Genomic DNA, 23521 nt, shown 5'->3' with positions numbered 1-23521 from the left:
TCCGAAAAGGTTGTTGATAGGTGCGCTGCAACTGCGCGCGCCCCGTTATCGTATAACGAAGTAGTCGGTCGATGAGAGGAGCGCAGTGCAGATAGCGGTGATGGGGGCCGGTTCCTGGGGCACCACGGTGGCGAAGGTCTTTGCGGATGCCGGCAATGGGGTCTCCCTGTGGGCCCGGCGGGAGGAGGTGGCCGCCGATGTGCGGGAGCGCCACCGCAACGAGGCCTATCTGCCGGGGCTGACCCTCCCGGAAGCCATCACCGCCACCACCGATCCCGAAGCGGCCCTGGAAGGCGCGGAGATCGTGGTGCTCGGCGTGCCCTCCCAGACGCTGCGCGACAACCTGGGGACGTGGCGGCCCCACCTGCCCCCGGATGCCACTCTGGTCAGCCTGGCCAAGGGCATCGAGCACCGCACCGGCATGCGGATGAGCCAGGTCATCGCGGAGGTCGCCGGGGCCGAGGCCCACCGGGTCGCTGTTCTCACGGGCCCCAACCTGGCCAAGGAGGTCGCCGGGGAGCAACCCGCCGCGACCGTGGTGGCCTGCGAGAACATGGACCGCGCCCAGTTGGTGCAGGCCGCCGTCGCCGCGCCCTACTTCCGCCCCTACACCAACACGGATGTGGTGGGCTGCGAGATCGCGGGCACGTCCAAGAACGTCATCGCCCTAGCCGCGGGCATCGCCGCCGGGATGGGCTTCGGCTACAACACGGCCGCCACCGTCATCACCCGCGGTCTGGCGGAAACCACCCGCCTGGCCCTGCAGTTGGGGGCCGATGCCCGCACGATGGCGGGGCTTGCGGGGATGGGGGACCTCGTGGCCACCTGCACCTCCCCGCTGTCGCGCAACCGCACCTTCGGGGAGCGCCTGGGCCAGGGGGAGAGCACGCAGCAGGCCACCGAGGCCAACCGGGGACAGGTCGCCGAAGGGGTGGTCAGCTCCGAGTCCGTGTTGAACCTGGCCACGCAGCAGGGGGTGGAGATGCCCATCACCCAGGCGGTCGTGGATATCTGCCATCACGGTGCCTCCCCGACGGACACGATCCGCGCCCTCCTCGGACGCAGCCGCAAAGCCGAATAGACTCATCCACCGTGGACCAAACAGCGAAGATCACCGTAGCCGTCCTGTACGGCGGCCAATCCTCCGAGCACTCCGTCAGTTGCATCTCCGCCGGTGCGATTATCGGCAACCTGGACCCGGAACGCTACGAGATCGCCCCGGTCGGGATCACGCCACAGGGTGCCTGGGTGCCGGGCACGACGGACACCCAGGCGCTGTCGGCCCACGGCCGCGAGCTACCGGAGGTCCCCGACGGCCCGGAGCACCTGCAACTCATGTTCGGCGGGCCCAACCCCGGGGAGCTGCGCTTTTCCACGGGGCCGCGCGCCGGCGAGGTGTATGCGGTGGCGGATGTGGTCTTCCCCGTGCTGCACGGTAAGAACGGGGAGGATGGGACCATGCAGGGCCTGCTGGACCTGGCGGGGGTGCCTTACGTGGGCAACGGGGTCCTAGCTTCCGCCGCGGCGATGGACAAGGTCTTCACGAAGCGCCTGGCCCGGGAGGCGGGGATCCCGGTGGGGGCGGAGGTCGTGCTCACCGAGCGCCGTGACCTCACCCAGGAGGAACGGGATGCGCTGGGCCTGCCGGTGTTCGTCAAGCCGGCGCGGGGCGGGTCCTCCATCGGCATCTCCAAGGTCACCGAGTGGTCCGATTTCCCGGCGGCCCTGGAGCTGGCATTCTCCCATGATTCCAAGGCGGTGGTGGAGGCCATGCTGCATGGCCGGGAGGTGGAGTGCGGTGTGCTGCAGCATCCGGACGGCCGGGTGGTTGCCTCCGTGCCTGCCATGCTCCTGGGCACCGAGGATGGGGAGGAGGGATTCTATGGTTTCGACGCCAAGTACCTCGCGAACACCGTATCCGCCCAGATCCCCGCGCAAATGGACGAGCAGACCACAGCGGATGTGCAGCACTGGGCCGTGAAGACCTTCGAGGCCCTGGGGTGCGAGGGCCTGGCGCGGGTGGACTTCTTCGTCACCGAGCGGGGCCCGGTCCTCAACGAGCCGAACACGCTGCCGGGCTTCACGCCCATCAGCATGTACCCCCAGATGTTCCTGGCCTCCGGGATGGAGTACCCGGAGCTGCTGGACACGCTTATTGCCCGCGCGCTGGCAAGGTCTGCTCGATAGCCGCGCTGGCCTCGTTGACGGCGTCCCCGGCAAATTGGGGTGGGGCGGACACGGCGACGACCCGTTCGCGGCCGAGGGCATACCAGATATCCTGTCCGTCAGCCGTGTCCTTGAACCAAGGCACGGAGTTGACCTGCGTGAGCGTGGCCCCGGGGGCGTAGCTCGGGGGCACGGCCACCCCGCATCGGATCACGATGGGCCCGGTGCCGAGGGCGTCCCCGTGGGGGAGGTAGGTGTGTGACAGGGAGGGCGGGTGCGTGCCGGGGAGATTGCCGAGGTCGTGGTTTGCGATGCTGCGGGGCAGCTTGGCCGTGAAGCGGTTGCAGGCGGGCCCTGCGGTGGAGTGGGCGGGGTCTAGGGCCACGGTGGACAGCGGATAGGGCTTAGGGGTCGGCGCCGGGGCCGAGCCGTGGTGCTGTTTGACGGTCTCACCGATGGGAGTGAGGGCCTCTATGACCGACTGGCGATCTGCGGTGCTCGTCACCGCGACGACCGGGGAGCTGGAGACCGCGTACCACGTGCGCAGGCCGGTGGCGTCCACCGCATCCTTGAGCTCCAGCCACTTGGTCCCACCACTTTCCTGGGGCTGGCTCAAGACGGTGTACTGGTTCGGCGGGTACACCCCGCAGCGCACAGTCAGCTCCGTGCCCTGGGCGCTTCGGTAGGCACCCACGCCCGGGGGCTCTGGCTGCTGCACCGGAACTTTCGTGAAGCGCCCTGCTCGTGGCGTCAGGGCCCCCACCACATCAGAGCACGTGGGCGAAGAGGCCTCCGGGGCATCCACGGGGGACACGGAGACGGGGGAGTACACCTGCTTTGTCACGAGCATCCGGGCTCCCAGGATGACTCCGCCCACGAACAACACCGCGATGACGAGGGCGGCGATGATGGCCGTGCGCAGGGTGCGCTGACTCCCGGCGGGTACCTGGGGGTGTGCACTATGGTTGTTGCTGCTGCCACCGGCACCCGAAAAAGTCATGGTGCCTAATCTTATTAGGAGGGTGCTGATGCGCAATCCCGCAGGTAGCCGCCGTGATCGGCGGTCGGCGGTGACGGTCGGCCAAGCCGGGGAGGCCGGGACCATCGCGGCCATCCGCTCCGCGGCACCCAGTGCGCTCAATGGGGACGACGCCGCAGTCCTGGACGTCTACGCGCCCAACTCCCGCCACGTGTGCACCACGGACATCCTGGTGCAGGATCGCCACTTCTCCTTCCGCTACTCCTCGCCCTACGAGGTGGGCATCAAGGCCATCACCCAGAACTTCGCGGACATCCAGGCGATGGGTGCCCGCCCCACCGCGGTGCTCATGGCCATCGCCACCCCCACCGAGCTGCCTTTGGCCCACATCCACGAGTTGGCCCGCGGGATCAACGACGCGGCGAGTCCCTGGTCCGCCGAACTGGTCGGGGGAGACGTGGTCCGCTCCAAGGACCTGGTCATCTCCATCACCGCACTCGGCGAGCTCGTCGGACCCGCCCCCGCCCTCACCCTGGATGGCGCCGCCGTGGGGGATCGCGTGATCGCCTCTGGTGTTATCGGGCACAGCGCTGCGGGCCTGGCGATCCTGGAACACTTCGGCTCTCGGCGCGCGGTGCCCGCGGACGATGCGGTCCTCAGCGAGCTCGTGGATTGGCACTGCGCGCCCCGGTTGACGCCCGGCCGGGGCAGCGGTGCGCGCGCGGCGAAGGTCAACAGCCTGACGGATAACTCCGACGGGCTCATCCGGGACGCGGCAATGATCGCGGAACGCTCCGGCGTGTGCATCGACTTCGCGGCGGCAGCCATCGCCCCCGACGAGAAGTTGCTGCATGCCGCGGAGCGCACGGGGCAGGACCCGTGGCGCTGGGTCCTCACCGGCGGGGAGGATCACACCCTCGTCGGCACGACCTCGCAAACGCACCTGCCCGCCGGATACCGGGTCATCGGCTCCGTCGTGGCGGTGAGCGAGGACGCGGAGGTGGTGGATCCTCCGGCGGTGACGGTGGATGGCCGGTCGCCCCGCTACCGGGATGGGTGGGAATCACTGTGATCTACGTGCACCCTGACTGGCACTTGGAGGGCCTCCAGGATGTGCTGGACCGGGCTCTGGCCGACGGGGAGACGCACCGCGTGCTGCCGCCGAAGGACTGCATCCTGCGGGCCTTCGAGGTGCCCCCGAGCAGCGTGAAGGTGCTCATCGTGGGTCAGGATCCCTATCCCACCCCGGGCCACGCAGTGGGGTTGGCCTTCTCCTCCGACGGAGCGGAAATCCCCCGCTCCCTGCAGAACATCTACACCGAGTATTGCGCGGACACGGGCCATCCCCGCCCTCGCTCGGCGGACCTCAGCCCGTGGAGTGAACAGGGGGTCCTGCTGCTCAACCGGGTGCTCACGGTGCGGGCGGGGCAGCCCAACTCGCACCAGTCCCTGGGGTGGGAGGCCATCACGGAGGCCGCCGTGCGGCAGGTCGCGGGTAACAAACACTTTGCGGCGATCCTGTGGGGCCGCCCCGCCCAGAAGCTGCAGCCCATCATCGGTGCTGAGCGCTGCGTGTGCTCCCCGCACCCGTCCCCCCTGTCCGCCCGGCGCGGTTTCTTCGGCTCCCGGCCCTTCAGCCGCGCCAACGAGATTCTGCGCCAGCAGGGTGCTGCTCCGGTGGATTGGAACCTGGGCGGATAGGCTGGCTGCTATGTCAGACAACCTCGACGGCCCGCTCATCGTGCGGTGGGCCCGCGAAGCGGCCGCGGGGTTGCGCACCCACCAGGCGGAGATTAACCGGCTCAACGTCTTCCCCATCCCGGATTCCGATACCGGCTCGAACATGGCCGCCACTATGGCCAGTGCCTATCGGGCCTGCGCCGAGGTGGACGAGCAGGACAGCGCGGCTGTCACCGCGGCCCTGGCCACGGGCGCGGTTCGGGGGGCTCGGGGGAACTCCGGGATGGTGCTCAGCCAGGTCATGCGCTCGCTGGCCCAGACGGCGGCCCACGGTCCGGTGGATGGGGCCGCCGTGGCCCGCATGCTCGCCCAGGCCGCGGAATTCGTGCGCGCCTCCATCGCGGCTCCCGTAGAGGGCACAGTCCTCAGCGTGCTCCAGGCCGCAGCGGAGGGGGCGACCCGGGACCAGGCGCTGTCCCAGGTGGTGGAGGGGGCCCTGCATGCCGCGGAGGAGGCCCTGCGGCGGACCCCGGAGCAGTTGCCGGTGTTGGCGCGGGCGGGGGTTGTGGATGCCGGGGGCCGGGGGCTGGTGGTGATCCTCCAGGCCCTGCGAGCGGTGCTGGGGGGCGCCCCGGTCCCGGAGGGTGGCGTCCCCAATGATGAGACGCAGGCAACCGCCGAACCGGAGGGCGGGGCAGGTGGCCGGGAGATCGAGGTCATGTTCTTGTTCCGCTCCACCGCCGCGCACCGCGAGGAGCTCCGGGGCTACCTGGCCGAGCACGGCAATTCGGTGATGCTCAGCCCCGTCGACGAATCTTGCGCGAAGGCGCACGTCCACACGGATCAGGCGGGACCAGTGATCGAGCGGGCGTTCGCGCTGGGGGAGGTCAGCGATCTGCGCTTGGAGGCGCTCCCCGGGGTGCCCGAGGAACCGGGGCACTGCGTAGTGGCGCTCGTGCATTCCGGGCGAAGCCAGTTGGCGGAGCTCTTTCACGCGGTGGGCGCCATTGCGTTGGAGATGGGGGAGCAGATCTGCGGCACCCCTCGGCCCACCGGTGTGATCCTGGTGACCAACGGCCTGCAGGCGGATCCCGCGCAGGTCACTGGGGCGCTGGGGATTTCCGAGGAGGTGCCGATGTTCGTCGTCGCGGCCGGCTCCTACGTCTCCGGGCTGGCGGCCCTGGCGGTGTACGACGCCGATGACCCCGGTGCCACCCGTACCGTCGCGGACATGGAGGAAGCCGCCGCCGCCCAACGTTGGGGGACCCTGGACCCCGGGGAGTGCACCCCGGCCCGGGCCCGCGAGCTCGTGGCCCAACTCCTGGCGGACGGCAGCGGGGAGATGCTCACCGCGCTGTGGGCACCGCCGCTGACCGAGGCCGACCTCGACGAGCTGGGTTCGTGGGTGCGGGCGACGTGGCCGGACATCGAATGGCACGCCTACCCGGCCGAGGGGATGGCCGAGGCGCTACAGGTGGGGGTGGAATAGCGTGCTCGGATGGGAGGACCCCCGCCCCCTATCGCAGGTCATCGCTTCCCCCAAGCGGGCGGCGGCGCTGGCCGACAAGCCGGGGCTGAAGACGGTCACGGACGCCGTGCTGAACTTCCCCGCCACCTACATCCGCACCGGCTCCACCCGCTCCCTGGCGATCCTCGCCGAGGGCGAGAAGTACACCTGCGTGGCTAAGATCCTCCACGCCGAGGAGTGGACAAATCCCTCCCCCCGCGGGCCCCGCAAACTGCTGCGGTTCAGCTTCACGGACGGGGCCCTGCACATGACCAGCGCGATCTTCGGTAACGTCAAGGCGCACAAGCAGGTGCTCACCCCCGGGTCCATCGTCATGCTCTACGGCAAGGTGGCCCTGTACCGGGATCAGTGGCAGTTGAAGAATCCCAGTTACGTCACCGTGGAGATGGGCCCGGACGGGGAGTTCGGTGCTTTCGGGCCGCTGCGCACGATCGTGGACATCGCCGGGTCCTACAGCGGCGCGCAAAAGCTGCTCTCCCGGCCTTTCCTGCCCGGATATCCGCGCCGCGCCGGGACCTCCACGGCGGAACTCATCGGCGTGATGGACCGGGTGCTGCGGGCCATGCGGGAACCCAAAGAGGTCCTGCCGCGCCCCACCGAGGGGCGAGCAGCCCCCGCGTGGCCGGTGGGGCCGACGGGAGAACCCCTGATCGATTTCGCCCGGGCCCTGCGGGAAATCCACCAACCCCCGGATGAGGGCCCCGAGGCTGCGACGGCTCGGTTGAAGTTCAACGAGGCCCTGGAGCTGCAGTTGGTCATGGCGCTGCGGCGGGTGGATGCGGCGAAGCGGACGGCGGTGCCCATCCCCGTCGGCGGCGGGACCCACACCCGCACGCTGCGCGAGGGCCTGCCCTACGCGCTCACGCCGGGCCAGCGCGATGCCCTCGAGCACATCGAGACCGCCCTGGATTCCACGGACCCCGCCAGCCTCATGCTGCAGGGAGAGGTGGGCTCCGGGAAGACCATCGTGGCCCTGTTGGCAATGACGTCCGCAGTGGACGCCGGTTTCCAATGCGCCTTCATCGCCCCCACGGAGGTGCTGGCCGTCCAGCACGCCCGGACCCTCACCTCCCTGTTGGAGGGCACGGGGGTGAAAGTGACCCTGCTGACCGGCTCCCAGCGCGCGGGGGAGCGCAAAGCGGCGCTGTTAGATCTGGTCAGCGGGGAATCGGACATCGTCGTGGGCACTCATGCGCTCATCCAGGAGCACGTGGTCTTCTACCGGTTGGGCCTGGTGGTCGTGGACGAGCAGCACCGCTTCGGGGTACACCAGCGCGACAAGCTGCGGCAGGATGCCCCGGAGGATCGCACCCCCCACATCCTGGTGATGACGGCCACCCCCATCCCACGAACCGTCGCGATGACGATGTTCGGGGACCTCACCCACATTCGACTCACCGGGGTGCCCCAGGGGCGCGGCCAGATCGGGACGGCTGTGGTTCACGGGGATCGCCCCCGCTGGGTGGAGCGGATGTGGCAGCGGGTGGTGGAGGAGGTGCGCGCCGGGCACCAGGCCTATGTCGTGGTGCCGCGCATCGAGGGCCACCACGGGGTCCTGGCGTGGGCCGAGCAGTTGGCCGAGGGGCCCCTGGCGGGCTGTCGCATCGGGGTGATGCACGGGCGGCTGCCGACCGAGGAGAAGGAGGAGGTGATGCGCGCCTTCGTGGCCGGGGAGATTTCGGTGCTGGTGGCCACGACGGTGATCGAGGTGGGGGTGGATGTGCCCAATGCCTCCATGATGGTCATTATCGACGCCGATAGCCTGGGCGTTTCCCAACTTCACCAGCTCAGGGGTCGAGTGGGTCGCGGGTCGGCGGACTCCTGGTGCCTGCTGTACACCAACGCGGAACCCGAGTCCAAGGGCCTGCAGCGCTTGGCGGCGGTGGCGGGGACCCAGGACGGTTTCGAGCTGGCGGAGCTAGATCTGCGCCAGCGCACGGAGGGGGATGTGCTGGGCCAGGACCAATCCGGGGCCCGGTACCGGCGGGCTCGCCTGCTGGACCTGGCGGAGGATGAGGACATCGTGCGGGAGGCCCGGCGTTACGCCGAGGAGCTGGTGGAGTACGACGAGTCCCTGGCCCGGGCGCTGGTGGTGAACATCGAGCTGGCGGAGCAGGATTACATCGAGCGCAGCTGATGGGTGAGGGGCCGTTATGATGTGACGGGTGAGCCGCATTATTTCTGGTCAGGCCCGGGGCCGCAAGATCAAAGTTCCGCCGCAGGGCACCCGTCCCACCTCGGATCGGGCCAAGGAGGGACTGTTTTCCTCCCTGCAGGTGCGCTTCGGCTTCGACGGGGAAGTGGTGTTGGATCTCTTCGCGGGTTCCGGGGCTCTGGGTTTGGAGGCGGCCTCCCGGGGGGCGGAGGAGGTCACCCTCGTGGACAACAACCACGCTGCGGTGGAGGTGATCAAGGCCAACGCGGCGGTGGTTGAGCACCCCAGGGTGCACGTCGTGGAAGCGAAGGCCTCGAGCTTCCTGGCCACGGCGCCGCGGCGGCACTACAGCATGGTGCTGGCGGACCCACCGTACGAGTTGGCGGATGAGGCGGTGGGGGAGATGGTGCGGGCCCTCATCCCCGCTCTGCGCCCGGACGCGGTCGTGGTGGTGGAACGGCACCGGGATAGCGCGGAGACGGACTGGCCCAGCGGCTTCGAGCCGACAGGGCAGAAGCTGAAGAAGCGGACCCACGGCATCGCCCGCTTCGACATGGCCATTTGGCGGGGTTGACTACTGGCGGGGCTCATCACTGCGGCAGTTGCGCGCGCAGTAACCGGGCGGCCTCGGCGGGGTCGGGGGGATCCGCAATGGCGCGCACGACGACTATGCGCTCGGCACCGACGCTCTTGACCTGCGCGAGGTTGGTGGCGTCCACACCCCCAATGGCGAACCACGGTTTGGTGCCGGTGCCCGCGTGCTGGGCGACCGAGCGGACCGTGTCCAACCCCACTGCGGGACGGCCAGGCTTCGTGGGGGTGGGCCAGACGGGCCCGATGACCGCGTAGTCCAGGCCCGGATCCGCATAGGATGCAGAAAATTGTTCTAACGAATTGTTGGAGCGCCCGATGATCATATCGTCGCCGAGGATTTGCCGGGCCTGGGCCGTCGTAAGATCCCCCTGGCCCACGTGAAAGACATCGGCACCGACGAGGGCCGCCACGTCCGCCCGATCATTTGCTGCGAACAGCTTCCCGTGGCGCCGGGCGGCATCCCCAAGGACCTCCAGGGCCTCGATTTCTGCCCGGGCCTCCAGAGACTTATCCCGAAGCTGGATGATGTCCACGCCACCGGCGTAGGCGGCGTCCACAAACTCGGCCAGATCCCCCTGGGCGGAGCGGGCATCGATGCAGAGGTACAGGCGGGCACGCTGCAGCGCGGCGCGGCGCCGGGCGGCAAGGTCGGACTTCGGCGAGGGGGACATGGGCCCCATACTAAGGTGGATCGCATGCATATCGGGATTGTCGGTGCCGGTCTCATCGGAGTCGCTACCGCGCGGGAGCTGTCCCGCCGGGGTCACCGCGTCACTCTCGTGGACCCGGAGCCCCTTTCCGGGGCCACCCACGCCGCAGCGGGCATGCTGGCCCCCGTCGCGGAAGTCACCTACGACCAAGATGACCTCTACCCGCTCATGGCCACCTCCGCGCGGATGTACCCAGAATTCCTGGCTGGGATCGAGGCGGATGCCGCGTATCGCACCACGGAGACCCTCGTCATCGCCGCCGATGCCGCCGACCGGGAGTTCCTGGCCACCCTCGCCGAGTTCCAACGCCGGATGGACATGGAGTGTGAGGTCATCACCACCCGCGCTGCCCGCGCCCTCGAGCCGAACCTGGGCACCGCCATCGCCGGGGCCGTGCGCATCCCCGGGGACCACCAGGTGGACCCCCGTCGGCTCGGCTCGGCTCTGCTGGCGCAGGTTCTGCAGGCCGGCGGGCAGGTTCGCCGCACCCGCGTTAAGGCCATCGAGGCAGAAAACGGGCCCATCCTTCGCCTCGCCGAGGGTGAGGACCTGCGCGTCGATCACGTCCTCGTGGCCAATGGGCTTAACGCCCCGGAGCTGGTGGACCTACCGATCCGCGCCGTCCACGGAGACGTCATCCGCATGATGATGCCCGCCCATCGGGATCACCTCATCACGTCCACCGTCCGGGCTATGGTCCAGGGGCGCCCGGTGTACCTCGTTCCCCGCGCCGATGGCTCCCTCGTACTGGGCGCCACCTCCAGGGAGGATGACCTCACCGGAGTATCCGCCGAGGGCGTGTTCCAACTACTCCACGATGCCCACCGCATCCTGCCGAGCGTGTGGGAGTGCGAGATCACCGAACTCACAGCCCGCGCACGCCCCGCGTCCGGGGACGACGTGCCCATCATCGACCGTGTCGCCGATCACATCAGCGTGGCCGCGGGATTTTCCCGGCACGGAATCCTGTTGGCACCCATAGGAGCTCGACTGGCCGCGGACGTGGTGCTAGGGGAGGGCGGTAACGGCCCGCTGGCGCAGTCCGTTCGGCTGAGACGCTTCACCCATTCTCCGCTCGAACACTCAACCAGGAAGTGAGCAACCACAGCATGTGCACCCTCAACGGTGAGGACTACACCCCGGCGGCCGGGGAGACCATCGCGGACCTCGTGGACAAGCTCGGCCACAGCGGGGGCCCCGGCATTGCTGTTAGCCAGGACCGCAGCGTGGTCCCCCGCAGCAAGTGGGGCGAAACGCCCGTGGCCGGCGAGATCGACATCGTCACCGCCGTCCAAGGAGGTTGAATTCGTGACGCCCACAACCGAAGCGCCATCCCAAACCGACGCCCTGCGCATCGGGGATCGCAGCTACTCTTCCCGGCTCATCATGGGCACCGGGGGTGCGACTACCTTCGGCACCCTCGAAAAGGCCCTCGTGGCCTCCGGCACCCAGCTGACCACCGTGGCTATGCGCCGATACTCCCCCTCCCAGAGCGGCAACCTCTTCGAGCTCCTGCAGCGCCTGGGCATCGAGGCACTGCCCAACACCGCCGGCTGCTATACCGCCGCAGATGCAGTCCTCACCGCCGAGCTAGCCCGGGAAGCCCTGGACACGAACATGGTGAAGTTGGAGGTGATCGCCGACGAGGAAACCCTGCTGCCCAACCCCGTGGAGCTGCTGGACGCCGCCGAAATCCTCGTGGCCAAGGGCTTCCAGGTCCTCGCCTACACCAACGACGATCCGGCCGTGGCCCTCCGGTTGGAGGAGGTCGGCTGTGTCGCTGTCATGCCCGCGGGTTCCCCGATCGGCACCGGGCTGGGCATCCTCAACCCCCACAACATTGAGCTCATTAACTCCCGAGCCCACGTCCCCGTCATCCTCGATGCGGGCATCGGGACTGCCTCGGACGCCGCCCTGGCCATGGAGCTGGGCTGCGACGGGGCCCTCCTGGCCACGGCCGTGACCCGCGCCCAGGACCCGGAGGCGATGGCCACCGCCATGCGCCACGCGGTCGCGGCCGGGTCCCTGGCCCGCCGCGCCGGCCGCATCCCCCGGCGCACCCTCGCCCAGGCCAGCTCCCCCAACGCGGGGCTCATCACGGGGGCCCGGGAGGAAGACAGCCTGTGATCCCCGAGCTGATCCCCGAGCTCACCGCCGCCGACCGCGCCCGCTATGCCCGCCACCTCAGCCTGATCGGTTTCGGCGAATCCGCCCAGCGTCGCCTCAAGGGGGCCCGGGTGCTGGTCATCGGGGCCGGCGGGCTCGGCTCGCCCGTCCTGCTGTACCTCGCGGCGGCGGGGGTGGGCACCATTACCGTGCTGGACGCCGACCTCGTTGAGGCCTCCAACCTGCAGCGCCAGGTCATCCACGCCGAATCCGCGGAGGGGATGAACAAGGCTAGTTCGGCGGCCCAGGCAGCACTCCGGCTCAACTCCCTCATCGACGTCACGGCCCTCCCGGAGCTGCTAACCCCGGACAACGCCGTGCGCCTGTTCAGCCAACACGACCTCGTTGTGGACGGCTCTGACAACTTCGCCACCCGCTACCTATCCAGCGATGCCAGCGAAATCACCCACACCCCCCTCGTGTGGGCGACGATCAGCCAGTTCCAGGGGCAGATGTCCGTGTTCCACCCGCCGGAGGGGCCCAGCCTGCGCGACCTGTTCCCGGAAATCCCCGACCCGGATTCCGTGCCCTCCTGCGCCGTCGGGGGAGTGCTGGGGGCCCTACCCGGAATGATCGGCGCCGCCATGGCCATCGAGGCCATCAAGGTTCTCACCGGCGTGGGGGACCCGACGATCGGCCGACTGGTCCTCTTCGATGTGTTGGACATGCGCACCCGGGAGGTGGCCTTTTCCCGCGATCCGGGGCGCGCTCCGGTCCGTGAGCTGGGCTCGGATACCCTCGCGGCCTGTGCCAGCAGCTTGCCCGTTCCGCAGGTGTCCGCCCAACAATTGCGGACCGAGCTGCAGGCGGGGGAGCCGTCCCGCCGACCGCTGCTCATCGATGTGCGCGAAGCCCACGAACGCGAGGCGGAGGGCTCCATCCCGGGGGCCCGGCACATTCCCCTGGATCGTCTGCTCAGCGCGGGGTGGGGTGGCGTCCCCAAGCATAAAGAGGACGGGGACGTGGTGGTCTACTGCCATGCGGGCGGGCGATCCGCCACTGCCGTGCGCGCCCTGGCACCGCAGGCCCCCGAAGGCACCCGCCTGCGCAGCCTGGCCGGTGGGATGCTCGCCTGGAACCTGCAGCAGCACAGCTAGGATGGGCCGCATGCGTGTTGTCTGCCCCGGGTCCTTCGACCCCGTCACCAACGGCCACCTGGACATCTTCACCCGCGCCGCCCACGACTGGGAGCACGTCACCGTCCTGGTGACCTACAACCCCAACAAGAACGGCTTGTTCAGCGCCGAGGAGAGGGTGGAGCTCATCGAGCGGGCCCTCGGGGGCCTACCGGAAGACCGGCGACCCACGAACATCACCGTGGATACCTGGGATCGGCTGCTGGTGGATTACTTCCGCGAGCACCAGATCGGCGCGATCGTCAAGGGCTTGCGCACCTCCCTGGACTACGAGTACGAGCTGCCCATGGCCCAGATGAATCAGCACCTGTCCGGGGTGGATACTTACTTCCTGCTCACCGACCCGAAGTACGGCTACGTCTCCTCCACGTTGTGCAAGGAGGTCGCGAAGTACGGCGGGGATGTCACCGGCCTGTTGCCCGATGCGGTTGTGGAAGCGGTAGCGGCGAAGTTCGGTTGATGTCCTACTTGTGGACGCAAATAACCCTTTTGTTCACGAACTCCTCCATGCCCAGTTCACCGAGCTCCCGGCCATAGCCGCTGGACTTGACCCCGCCGAAGGGGGTCTCCTCGGTCATGGGCACCTCCCCGTTGATACCCACCATCCCGGCCTGCAGGTGCTCCCCAAATGCTTCGGCACGGCCGGGTTGATCAGCGAAGACGCTGGCGCCCAGGCCGTAGGGGGTGTTGTTGGCCAGCCGCAGGGCCTCGGCGTCGTCCGCCGCGCGGAAGATCGTGACCACCGGGCCGAAGAACTCCTCGTAGTAGACCTCTGAGCCCACTGGCACATCCGTGAGGACGGCGGGGGAGACGTAGAACCCGGAGGCCCAGGGCCCGTCCAGCCGCTGCCCGCCGGTGTGCACGGTGGCCCCGGCGGCGACCGCGGCCTCGATCTGCGCCACGATCTTCTCCGCCGCCCCCGCAGAACTCATCGGCCCGAAGAAGCGCTGGCCCACACCATCGGTGATCTCCGCCGGGGGTCGGGGCTGCAGTTGGGAAACCACGCGCACGGCCTCGGCGACGAAGTCCTCGTAGATATCCGCGTGGACGATGATGCGCTTGTTCGAATTGCAGGCCTGCCCGGTGTTTTCCAGCCGGGTCTGTACCGCAGCTGCCACGGCGGCGGGAATGTCCTGGGCGGAGAGCACCACATAGGGATCGGAACCGCCCAGCTCCAGCACAACGTTCTTCAGCGCCGCCCCGGCCTGCGCGGCCACCGCGGCGACGGCGCGTTCTGAACCGGTGAGGGAGATCCCCCGGACCCGCGGATCCTCGATGAGCAGGTGGGAGACCTGATCGTGGGTGGCGCGGAGGTTGGTGTACACCCCCGTCGGAACGCCCGCGGCAGCCATAATGTCCGCGATGGCGGCGGCGGATTCTGGCACGGATACCTGCACGGACTGCCGCGTCAATCGGATTCCTTCCAGGGGGTGGTGGCTCCCACCGGCGGGGCAGACGTGCGAGAGGCGGCCAGCGGGCGGGACCCACAGCCCCTGACTGTGGAGATCCACGCGGCGGCGCCAGAGCTGGTCGCGGCGGAGCGGCCCGTTATCCTGGCCGGTGGGGGCGTGGTCCGCTCGGGTGCGCAGGAGGAGCTGCGCCGCGTGGCGGAACAGCTCGACGCGCCGGTGGTGACGACCATCGGAGGCAAGGCCGCGCTGCCATGGGATCACGAACTCTCCGCCCGCTGCTGGATCGAAGACATTGCCACCACGGAGTTCCTGGAAAGTGCGGACGTTCTGCTCATCGTGGGAAGTGGCGTGGGGGAACTGTCCAGCAACTATCACACCTTCCGGCCCGCGGGCCGAGTGCTGCAGATCGAGGCGGACCTCGGCAAAATCGGCGCGAACCACCCGTGCCGGGGCATCCACGGGGATGCGCGCCTGGCCTTGGCCGGGATCGCGGATGAGTTGGCGGCACTGGGCGCCCATTCCACCCCAGAGCGCCGCGAGAGTGCCCGCAGCGCCATCCGGGAGTTGCTGGCCACATTGGAACAGCGACTAGACGGCCAGGATCTCGCGACGGAGCGGGCGCTACTGGCAGGATTGCGTGCCGCGGTGCCCCCGGAGACCCCGGTCTTCTGGGACATGACGTTGCTGGCCTACTGGGCTTGGTCGGCGTGGGACGCCAGCGCGAGCGACTTTCACTCCGGCCAGGGTGCCGGCGGGCTCGGTTATGGCCTGCCCGCCGCCATCGGCGCGGCTTTCGCCGGGGCCGGCCCGACCTTGGCGGTCAGCGGGGATGGCGGTGCCCTCTACGGCATCGCGGAATTGGCCACCCTCGCCCAGGAGTCTCTGCCGGTGACGTGGTTCATTGTCGATGACGGGGGCTACGGGATTCTGCGCGAGTACATGGAGGGGGAGTTCGGTGCAGCCACGGCCACGGAGTTGGCGCGGCCCGATTTCGTGGCACTCGCGGAGGCCTTCGGGGTGGCTGCGGAGAAGACGACCGTCGCCGACGCCCCCGAGGCCGTGCGCCGAGCCCTGGAATCCGGCCAGCCCCGCGTGGTGGTGCTGCCTGCGGTGCTGCGCATGTTCGAGCCGACGCACTTGCACCGACGCTGACGAGAACGCAGCCCTGAACTAGGACCGAAACACACAACCGAAGGGAACCCGCCCACCATGGACAACCTGGATTACCGCCTACCGCAGCGCCGACGCCTGACCACCGGGCCCACCCAGCCGGGTCCGAAGGGCAAAGAGCTGCAGGCCCGGTTAGAAGCGAGTGTCCCCCGCTCCGTCACTCCACTGTGGCCGCGGTACATCGCTGAGGCGGACGGCGGTGTGTTGGTGGATGTGGACGGCAACTCGCTCATCGATCTCGGTTCTGGCATCGCGGTGACCACCGTGGGCGCCGCCAATCCCGCGGTGGTGGACGCGGTGGGGCAGGCGGTGGCGAAGTTCACCCACACTTGCTTCATGGTGTCCCCCTACGAGTCCTACATCGAGGTGGCCGAGAGGTTGGGGGAGTTGACTCCCGGGGACTTCGAAAAGCGCACGGCCCTGTTCAATTCCGGGGCTGAGGCCGTGGAGAACGCGGTAAAGATCGCCCGCAGCTACACGGGCCGCAATGGCGTGGCGGTGCTGGATTGCGCCTATCACGGGCGGACCAATCTCACCATGGCCATGACGGCAAAGAACATGCCGTATAAATCCGGTTTCGGTCCGTTTGCTTCCGAGGTGTACCGCGTTCCTACCTCCTATCCGCTGCGCGACGGCTTGAGTGGACCTGCGGCGGCCAAGCGCACCATCTCGGTGTTGGAGCAGCAGATCGGAGCGGGCAATCTGGCCTGCCTGGTGGTGGAACCGGTCCAGGGCGAGGGTGGATTCGTCGTCCCCGCCCCCGGATACTTACGGGAGTTGGCGCGGTGGTGCCGGGAGCGCGGAGTTGTCTTCGTTGCCGATGAGATTCAATCGGGGCTGTGTCGGACGGGTGCCTGGTTTGCCTGCGAGCAGGAGGGGGTTGAGCCGGACCTCGTCACCATCGCCAAGGGCGTGGCCGGGGGCCTGCCGCTGTCTGCGGTGACGGGCCGGGCGGAGATCATGGATGCACCTCATCCGGGCGGCCTCGGCGGCACCTATGGCGGTAATCCTGTGGCCTGCGCGGCTGCGCTGGCAGCGTTGACGGAGATGGAGCGCCTACACCTCAGCTCTCGGGCCCGGGAGATCGAGGCGATTGTGCGCGAGGTTCTGGGCCCGCTGGTATCCGTCGCAGGTGCTGGGGAAAGAGGGCAGGAAGGAAGAAGGGAGGGGCGCGGTGGCGTGGCCGAGTTGCGCGGTCGGGGTGGGATGATGGCTCTTGAATTTGCGGACGCCAACTCCGCCCCCAGCGCAGAGCTGACCTCCGCCGTGGCTCGACGGTGCCGGGACGCCGGGGTGCTGGTGCTCACCTGCGGCATGGACGGCAACGTCGTGCGACTACTGCCGCCGTTGGTGATCGGGGAGGAACTCCTCCGCGAGGGGCTCGGCGTGCTGGCGGACGCGATCCGCGCAGAGGTGAGCGCCGGTTAGCGTTGAGCCTCGGTTAGCAGCGGGGGTGCCTCACCCCCCCCAGTTGGGGGTGGAGAAACCAGTGCTCGACGGTGAATGTTCGAACAGGTGTTCGGTTATTGGCGTCCAGAAATGGGTATTTCGGATGTGGGGAAGGGGGGATGTCCCGGGCGTGGTTTATACGTGGATGTGTGCCTGAATTGATCGGGTCACGCAGCAAAGACTTGGGGAACAAGAAGGGGGAGAGGGGCCCACTATGACTGCCCAGCCACCACAGGAACCACGGGAACCACAGCAGGGACCACCACGGGAACCACAGCAAGAACCGCCGCCGGAATCGGCCGAACAGTCGGCCTGCTGGCGCGTATGCGATACCGACGATGATCTGAGCGGCCACGCCGTCGCGATCAACCGCCATCACCTCCGCATCGCAGAGGCCTGCGCACCCCAAGGCGAGGAGGTCATCACTGACGTGACCACCCGTATTGCGGCGCGCCTGGGGATTTCCCACAGCGCCGCTCTGATGTACTGCGACATCGGGACGATGCTGGCGGCCTACCCCAAGACCGGAGCGATGTTGGAGAGCGGGGCTTTCAGCTTGGCTCACCTGAACACCATCGCCGGGGACCTCGTTGCCGTGTCCCCCGGGCTTCGAGCAGAGGTGGACCCCGCCGTGGTCCGGGCGCTGCGCCCGACCATTGCAGACCAGGCGGTGCCGGGGCCCCGCACCATCCACCGCCGCCTGCAGCGCCTGCTGGCCCAGTACGACCCGCCCGCGCGGCCGACGGACAGCGACGAACTCCCCCCAGAGCCGCCCAAGACGCAGCTCGAGATCGACTCGCGCAACGCGGATTACACGACTTTTCACCTCACGCTCGGCAAGATGGATGCCCTCGAGCTCACCCGGGCTATCGACTCGGCTGCCGCAACCCAGGAGTGCTCGCGGGCGCAGGCCCTCCTAGCGCTCGTGCGCGGGGAGGCGAGCGCGGATGTCACGCTGAACCTCTACGCCAACGCCGCCGATCTGAGCAGCATCACCGGCGCTGGAACGCGGCTGGAACCCGCCGCCGCTGTACGTTGGCTCTCCCGGGTCACCCACCTGCGCTTCCCCGGTGCGGACAGCACCAAGGGTTACACCCCCACCCCCGGCATCCGCGCAGCCGTGATGGGGCGGGATGGCACCTGCCGTTTCCCCGGATGCGGCGTGGAAGCCGAGGATTGCCAGTTGGACCACATCGCCCGCTACAACCACGAGAATTCCCGCGAAGGGGGGGCCACCAACACCGCCAACCTGCACTGCCTGTGCAGCACCCACCACCGGGTCAAGACGGCCGGGCAGTGGGACGTCAGCATGGGCGCGGACGGGTGCCAGCGCTGGACCAGCGTGGGGGACGGCCACAGCGTGACCACCGAACCCAACGGCGTCCTGCGGCGCCTCACCTTCGCCCAGCGAGCCTCCCGGCGGACGAAGGTGATCAACGAGCGCAACACCCTTCTGGATGCCTACCGCCAGCACCTCCGCAGCGCATCCGCCGCGCCCAACCGCCAAGACACGGGAGAGGAGCCGCCCTTCTGACCTCCGACCGGCGCCGACGCGCGTGTCACAGCGACCCCGGAAACCGCAGCAATGGAATAGTGGGCCACATGTACAAAACTTTCCAGGGTATGGACGACCTCCAGAACATGGTGGAGCAGGCCTACGGCGTGCCCATGACCTCCAACTGCATGGTTCCCCGCCGGGAAGTGCTCGACATTCTCGACGAGATGCGCAACGCCATCCCCATCGAGATGGACGACGCCCAAGATGTGCTGGACCACCGATCCAGCATCATCTCCGATGCCCAGGAACGCGCCGACTCTCTTATTGCGGACGCCGAAGCCGAGCGCGACCAAATACTCGCCAGCGCCAAGGCCCAGGCCGACTCCATGGTCCAGGACGCCGAGGACCGCGCTGCCTCCACCGTCGCCCAGGCCGAAAACGAGGCCGATCGACTGATCAACGATGCCCGCGACGAGTACGACCACGTCACCTCCCGCGCGGCCGCCGAGGCAGACCGCCTGGTCACTAGCGGTAACGAGTCCTACCAACGATCGGTGGACGAAGGCATCGCCGAACAGCAGCGCCTGGTCTCCAACTCCGAGGTGGTCCGCAACGCAGAGGCCGAGGCGCAGCGCATCGTGCAGTCCGCCCACGCCGACTCCGACCGGCTGCGCACCGAGTGCGATCGCTACGTGGACTCGACGCTCGCCGAGTTCGAGGAATCCCTCACCAACACCCTGCGCACCGTCGGCCGGGACCGCGCCGCCCTGCGCAAGGGTGCCGGGGTATCCGGTTACCGCTCCCACGGGGAGCCGGGTAGAAATTAGGGGTATGTCTAACCCCTTCATCCTCGACGTTCGCCCAGTGCTGCGCGGAACCACCGGCAGCCCGGAGGCGGTCACCCTCACCGGGCCCGCACCCCACGACCTCGGCGGGGAACTGTTGGCGATACACAAGGACGCACCCGTCCGCGTGGAGGCCACCCTCACCAACCTGGGGGGAGCCATCATGGTCGACGCCGACATCCACGGCACCGCGACCGGAAGCTGCGCCCGCTGCCTCAACCCGCTGAACCCCGACCTGGACTTCAGCATCCAGGAAGTGTTCGCCCTTAACGAGGACACGGTCCAAGGGGACGAGGCGCACAGTGAAGAGGAAGTCGTCGCCACCGTCGACGAGGAGGACCGCGTCGACATCACCCAAGCCGTGCTGGACGAGGCCGGGTTGGGCATCCCCTTCAGCCCCACCTGCGCCGACTACGGCGAAGAGTGCACCTCCGAAACCCCCGACCCGGATGGCGTGATCGACGCCGCGGCCAGTGACGCGGGCGCTGGGGAGGGTGGCGTCGACCCCCGATGGGCCGGGCTCGCCAAAATCGCTGAAGACCTGGGCGCCGAGGCACAGGAGGATCGGAATGGGGCGTAAACGACGCCTGACCGGGGAGGCCGCGCTCCACGCCGCCTACAACAAGACAGACCACACCCCCCTCCTGGAGGCCTGGGGCGTGCACCTCGACGACGACATCCTCCGCCTCGCCCTCACCCACCGCTCCTTCGCCAACGAAAACGGCCACCTCCCCAACAACGAACGCCTGGAGTTCCTCGGCGACGCGGTGCTTGGGCTCTCCGTGGCCGAACAGCTCTACCGCCAGTTTCCGGACCGCAGCGAATCGGACATCTCCAAGATGCGAGCTGCCGTCGTGAATATGTACGCCCTCGCGGAGGTGGCCCGCACCCTCAACCTCGGGCCTAACATCCTGCTGGGGCGCGGGGAGAAGCTCACCGGTGGCGACGATAAACACTCCATCCTCGCCGACACCATGGAAGCCCTGCTCGGAGCCATCTACCTCGTCCACGGTTTCGACGTCGCGCGCGAAACCGTCCTGCGCATCTTCGCCGACCGCATCAGCCAAGCGCCCACCGTGGGCCTCACCATGGACTGGAAAACGGTCCTGCTGGAGAAACTCTCCGCCCGCTCGCTGGGCTCCCCCGAATACTCCACCTCCGTGGAAGGGCCGGCCCACGAGCAGATCTTCACCTCCGTCGTCAGCATCGATGGCGTGGCCCGCGGCACCGGCACCGGTGCGAACAAGAAGGAAGCCGAGCACGCCGCCGCGCAAGCCGCTGTCCACGGCCTCTCCGAACGCTCATAGGCCAGCACACCACAGAAAGTCTCACACCGAACCCGTGCCAGAACTTCCTGAGGTGGAGACCGTCCGCCGCGGCCTCCACGACCACCTCATCGGTGCCCGCTTCGAGGCGGTCAACGTCCGCCACCCCCGGGCAGCCCGCTCGCACACCACCCCCGAAGACCTCGGGGAACTGCTCGTGGGACGCCGCATCATCGGCGCCCAGCGGCGGGGGAAATACCTCTGGCTGCCACTAGACGGGGACCGGCCCCAAGCGCTGTTTGTGCACCTGGGCATGAGCGGGCAAATGCTGATCCAAGCGCCCCCGGGCCACCCCCACCTGCGGATTCGCGCGGACCTCGCGCTGCCCAACGGCGACCGGCGCGAGCTCAGCTTCGTGGACCAGCGCACGTTCGGCCAGTGGAACGTGGTGGACCTGTGCCCGGACCCCCACGGCCTGCAAGCCAGCGTGCCCACCATCGCAACCCACATCGCCCCGGACCCCCTCGAGGAGGGTTTCGACGCGCGCGCGGTTGCTGGCGTCATAAAGAACAAACGAACCGAGATCAAACGCGTCCTGCTGGACCAGACCGTTATCTCCGGAATTGGCAACATCTACGCCGACGAGGCCCTCTTCGCCGCCGGGGTACGGCCGAGGCGCATGGCCCGCTGGCTCACCCTGAGGACCATCACCGCAACCATCGAATCCGCTGCCGCCGTGATGACGAAGGCCCTGGAGGTCGGGGGAACCAGCTTCGATTCTCTCTACGTCAACGTCAACGGATCCAGCGGGTACTTCTCGCGCTCCCTCAACGTCTACGGGCGCGGCGGCCAGCCCTGCAACGTCTGCGGGCAACCCATTGTGCGCCAACAGTGGATGAATCGCAGCTCCCACTACTGCCCCCAATGCCAGCACTAACCAGTGCCAGCACTAACTCCAAAAGAAGCGAATGGGGCGTCGTGTAGCTTGAAAAAGCATGGAGACTGCTCAGGAATTTCAGCGAAGACATCAATGGGGTGCTGTGGAAAATCATCCCATTCCTGCTCTTAGGGGCCGGATTGTACTTCGGGATCCGCACGCTGCTCGTGCAAATCCGTTACGTCCCGGACATGTTTCGCTCCATCACGGAGCGGCCGCCCAAAGATAGCCACAAGGACGAGATCTCCCCATTCAAAGCCTTCTCCATCTCCGCGGCCTCCCGCGTGGGGACGGGCAACGTCGCCGGCGTGGCCATCGCCATCTCCCTCGGCGGACCCGGCGCGGTCTTCTGGATGTGGGTCGTTGCCGTCGTGGGCGGGGCCACCGCCTTCGTGGAGGCAACCCTGGCGCAGGTGTACAAGACCCGCGACGGCAAAGGATTCCGCGGCGGGCCGGCCTACTACATGACCCGCGGCCTGCGGGCCCGCCCCCTGGCCATCGTCTTCGCCGTGGCCATCTCCATCACCTACGGCTTCGTCTACAACGCCGTGCAGACCAACTCCATCGTGGAATCCATGGGCACCTCCCTGCAGGTGGCCCGGGGACAAGACTCGGCCATCTCCACCGGCACCGCCGCCGGCATCGGGTTGGTCATCGCCCTTCTCAGCGCGCTCGTCATCTTCGGCGGTGTGCAGCGGATCGCCAATGTCACCCAGTGGATCGTGCCCTTCATGGCCGGGGCCTACATTCTCCTCGGCGTGTTCGTGCTCGGCAAGAACGTCTCCGAAATCCCGAACATGTTCGCCACCATCGTCGGCCACGCCCTCGGGTTCAAGGAGGTGGCGGGGGCCGCCGTGGGCTACGCCTTCAGCCAGGGCATGCGGCGAGGCCTGTTCTCTAACGAGGCCGGACAGGGCTCCGCCCCGAACGCCGCGGCCACCGCCAGCGTCTCCCACCCCGTCAAGCAGGGGCTGGTGCAGACCCTCGGCGTGTACTTCGACACCCTCGTGGTCTGCTCCATCACCGCGTTCATCATCCTGCTGTCCAACCCCACCTATGGCGGCGAGGTGGAGGGTGTCTCCCTCACCCAGTCCGCGCTGGCCGCAGAGGTGGGGCCCTGGGGCACGCACCTCATCACCTTCGTCCTGTTCTTCCTGGCGTTCTCCTCCATCCTCGGCAACTACTACCTGGCCCAGGCCAACATCCAGTACTTCAGCAACTCCCCGACGGTGATGCGTATCTTCCGCGTGCTGGTGATCCTGTGCGTCTTCGGCGGGGCGATCGGGACGGTGCCGCTGGTGTGGGCCCTGGCGGACACCTTCGCCGCGACGATGGTGACGATCAACCTCATCGCGATCATCCCGCTCGGCGGGGTGGCCTTCAAGCTTCTGGGCAACTACGCCGCCCAGCGCCACGAGGGCAAGGAACCCATCTTCCACCGCAGCGATCTGCCGGAGCTGCGCAACGTGGAATGCTGGGATGGGGAAGAGGCCATGACCCGACGCGAATTCTGGGAGGAACAACGTGCCTAATTCCGCCGACCAACCCGTTCGACTCATCGCCTGGGTCCACGGCCATGTTCAGGGCGTGGGCTTCCGGTGGTGGGTGCGGACCCAAGCCCTCCAACTCAACCTCGCCGGCTCCGCGACGAATTACCCGGACGGGCGGGTATTGGTGGTCGCCGAAGGGCCCCGCCGGGCCGCCGAGCAGCTACTCGAGCGCCTGGGGGAACAGCCCAGCGGGCGGGACCGCCCGGGGGATGTCAGCACCGTCGTGGAGCAATGGGCAGAGCCCAAGGGAGAACAGGGCTTCGACCGCCGGTAAGCCAAAA

24 protein-coding genes are annotated in these 23521 nt (G+C 68.3%); 21 read left to right on the top strand and 3 right to left on the bottom strand.

Annotated elements, in window-relative coordinates; translation table 11 throughout:
* Positions 1-100 precede the first annotated feature (100 nt).
* Together CHEID_RS06260 and CHEID_RS06255 are read left to right on the top strand one after the other, a co-directional pair.
* Positions 101-1081: an NAD(P)H-dependent glycerol-3-phosphate dehydrogenase gene (locus CHEID_RS06260; RefSeq protein WP_273661502.1), complete on the top strand. Its 981-nt coding sequence runs from the start codon at positions 101-103 to the stop codon at positions 1079-1081.
* A gap of 11 nt (positions 1082-1092) precedes the next feature.
* Positions 1093-2187, top strand: coding sequence for a D-alanine--D-alanine ligase family protein (locus CHEID_RS06255; RefSeq protein WP_112770206.1), 1095 nt, complete (start codon positions 1093-1095; stop codon positions 2185-2187).
* On the opposite strand, the gene CHEID_RS06250 is transcribed toward CHEID_RS06255, so the two are convergent.
* Positions 2153-3166, bottom strand: coding sequence for a DUF3515 domain-containing protein (locus CHEID_RS06250; RefSeq protein WP_181645968.1), 1014 nt, complete (start codon positions 3164-3166; stop codon positions 2153-2155). The genes CHEID_RS06255 and CHEID_RS06250 overlap by 35 nt on opposite strands.
* Before the next feature lie 28 nt (positions 3167-3194).
* Between CHEID_RS06250 and CHEID_RS06245 the strand changes: the two genes are divergently transcribed.
* From CHEID_RS06245 to rsmD, 5 genes are read left to right on the top strand one after another with little or no spacing between them, the layout of a single operon-like run.
* Entirely contained in the window at positions 3195-4217 is a 1023-nt protein-coding gene (locus CHEID_RS06245; protein WP_273660996.1) for a thiamine-phosphate kinase, read from the top strand.
* Between the two features lie 23 nt (positions 4218-4240).
* Positions 4241-4846, top strand: coding sequence for a uracil-DNA glycosylase (locus CHEID_RS06240; RefSeq protein ID WP_420536401.1), 606 nt, complete (start codon positions 4241-4243; stop codon positions 4844-4846).
* 10 nt (positions 4847-4856) lie between these two features.
* Positions 4857-6314 carry a DAK2 domain-containing protein gene (locus CHEID_RS06235; protein ID WP_273660995.1) on the top strand — a complete coding sequence of 486 codons (1458 nt, stop codon included), beginning with the start codon at positions 4857-4859 and terminating at the stop codon, positions 6312-6314.
* A 1-nt stretch (position 6315) separates the two neighbouring features.
* A complete protein-coding gene (locus CHEID_RS06230) occupies positions 6316-8490 on the top strand; it encodes an ATP-dependent DNA helicase RecG (RefSeq protein WP_273660994.1) in 2175 nt (724 codons plus the stop codon).
* 28 nt (positions 8491-8518) lie between these two features.
* Complete coding sequence (gene rsmD / locus CHEID_RS06225) at positions 8519-9082, top strand: 16S rRNA (guanine(966)-N(2))-methyltransferase RsmD (RefSeq protein WP_112769696.1); 564 nt, start codon at positions 8519-8521, stop codon at positions 9080-9082.
* A gap of 16 nt (positions 9083-9098) precedes the next feature.
* Here rsmD and thiE read toward each other — a convergent pair whose 3' ends face one another.
* Complete coding sequence (gene thiE / locus CHEID_RS06220; protein ID WP_112769710.1) at positions 9099-9773, bottom strand: thiamine phosphate synthase; 675 nt, start codon at positions 9771-9773, stop codon at positions 9099-9101.
* 24 nt (positions 9774-9797) lie between these two features.
* Between thiE and thiO the strand changes: the two genes are divergently transcribed.
* The 5 genes from thiO to coaD are packed head-to-tail and all read left to right on the top strand — an operon-like array spanning position 9798 to position 13574.
* Entirely contained in the window at positions 9798-10910 is a 1113-nt protein-coding gene (gene thiO, locus CHEID_RS06215) for a glycine oxidase ThiO (protein WP_112769697.1), read from the top strand.
* Positions 10907-11116 (top strand): sulfur carrier protein ThiS, encoded by a 210-nt coding sequence (gene thiS, locus CHEID_RS06210; RefSeq protein ID WP_238596892.1) that lies wholly within the window; start codon positions 10907-10909, stop codon positions 11114-11116. The genes thiO and thiS overlap by 4 nt, the downstream gene beginning before the upstream one ends.
* Positions 11117-11120: 4 nt before the next feature.
* Positions 11121-11939: a thiazole synthase gene (locus CHEID_RS06205; RefSeq protein WP_202973258.1), complete on the top strand. Its 819-nt coding sequence runs from the start codon at positions 11121-11123 to the stop codon at positions 11937-11939.
* Positions 11936-13075, top strand: a complete 1140-nt coding sequence (locus CHEID_RS06200; protein ID WP_238599341.1) for a ThiF family adenylyltransferase — start codon at positions 11936-11938, stop codon at positions 13073-13075. Before CHEID_RS06205 ends, CHEID_RS06200 begins: the two co-directional genes overlap by 4 nt.
* 10 nt (positions 13076-13085) lie before the next feature.
* Entirely contained in the window at positions 13086-13574 is a 489-nt protein-coding gene (gene coaD / locus CHEID_RS06195; protein WP_112769713.1) for a pantetheine-phosphate adenylyltransferase, read from the top strand.
* A 4-nt stretch (positions 13575-13578) separates the two neighbouring features.
* On the opposite strand, the gene CHEID_RS06190 is transcribed toward coaD, so the two are convergent.
* A complete protein-coding gene (locus CHEID_RS06190) occupies positions 13579-14526 on the bottom strand; it encodes an aldehyde dehydrogenase family protein (RefSeq protein WP_238599342.1) in 948 nt (315 codons plus the stop codon).
* Positions 14527-14544: 18 nt separating this feature from the next.
* On the opposite strand from CHEID_RS06190, the gene CHEID_RS06185 reads away from it, so the two are divergent.
* The 9 genes from CHEID_RS06185 (at position 14545) to CHEID_RS06145 (ending at position 23514) form a co-directional block, all read left to right on the top strand.
* Positions 14545-15678, top strand: a complete 1134-nt coding sequence (locus tag CHEID_RS06185; protein WP_238599343.1) for a thiamine pyrophosphate-dependent enzyme — start codon at positions 14545-14547, stop codon at positions 15676-15678.
* Positions 15679-15735: 57 nt separating this feature from the next.
* Positions 15736-17124 carry a 4-aminobutyrate--2-oxoglutarate transaminase gene (gene gabT / locus CHEID_RS06180; protein WP_112769701.1) on the top strand — a complete coding sequence of 463 codons (1389 nt, stop codon included), beginning with the start codon at positions 15736-15738 and terminating at the stop codon, positions 17122-17124.
* Positions 17125-17359: 235 nt separating this feature from the next.
* Positions 17360-18679 carry an HNH endonuclease signature motif containing protein gene (locus CHEID_RS06175; protein WP_112769702.1) on the top strand — a complete coding sequence of 440 codons (1320 nt, stop codon included), beginning with the start codon at positions 17360-17362 and terminating at the stop codon, positions 18677-18679.
* Positions 18680-18747: 68 nt separating this feature from the next.
* Positions 18748-19470 carry an SPFH domain-containing protein gene (locus tag CHEID_RS06170; RefSeq protein WP_112769703.1) on the top strand — a complete coding sequence of 241 codons (723 nt, stop codon included), beginning with the start codon at positions 18748-18750 and terminating at the stop codon, positions 19468-19470.
* 4 nt (positions 19471-19474) lie between these two features.
* On the top strand, positions 19475-20068 hold the full coding sequence (locus CHEID_RS06165) for a YceD family protein (RefSeq protein ID WP_112769704.1): 594 nt from the start codon (positions 19475-19477) through the stop codon (positions 20066-20068).
* The gene (gene rnc / locus CHEID_RS06160) at positions 20058-20795 is read left to right on the top strand and encodes a ribonuclease III (RefSeq protein ID WP_112769705.1); all 738 of its coding nucleotides are present in this window, start codon (positions 20058-20060) and stop codon (positions 20793-20795) included. The genes CHEID_RS06165 and rnc overlap by 11 nt, the downstream gene beginning before the upstream one ends.
* 34 nt (positions 20796-20829) lie before the next feature.
* Positions 20830-21690: a bifunctional DNA-formamidopyrimidine glycosylase/DNA-(apurinic or apyrimidinic site) lyase gene (gene mutM, locus CHEID_RS06155; protein WP_112769706.1), complete on the top strand. Its 861-nt coding sequence runs from the start codon at positions 20830-20832 to the stop codon at positions 21688-21690.
* Positions 21691-21779: 89 nt separating this feature from the next.
* Complete coding sequence (locus tag CHEID_RS06150) at positions 21780-23222, top strand: alanine/glycine:cation symporter family protein (protein ID WP_420536400.1); 1443 nt, start codon at positions 21780-21782, stop codon at positions 23220-23222.
* Entirely contained in the window at positions 23215-23514 is a 300-nt protein-coding gene (locus CHEID_RS06145; protein WP_112769708.1) for an acylphosphatase, read from the top strand. Before CHEID_RS06150 ends, CHEID_RS06145 begins: the two co-directional genes overlap by 8 nt.
* Positions 23515-23521 lie beyond the last annotated feature (7 nt).

This window comes from Corynebacterium heidelbergense (genome assembly GCF_028609845.1).
Taxonomy (GTDB): domain Bacteria; phylum Actinomycetota; class Actinomycetes; order Mycobacteriales; family Mycobacteriaceae; genus Corynebacterium; species Corynebacterium heidelbergense.
Note: the sequence above shows the minus strand (reverse complement) of the source record. Positions and strands in the feature narration are given on the sequence as shown.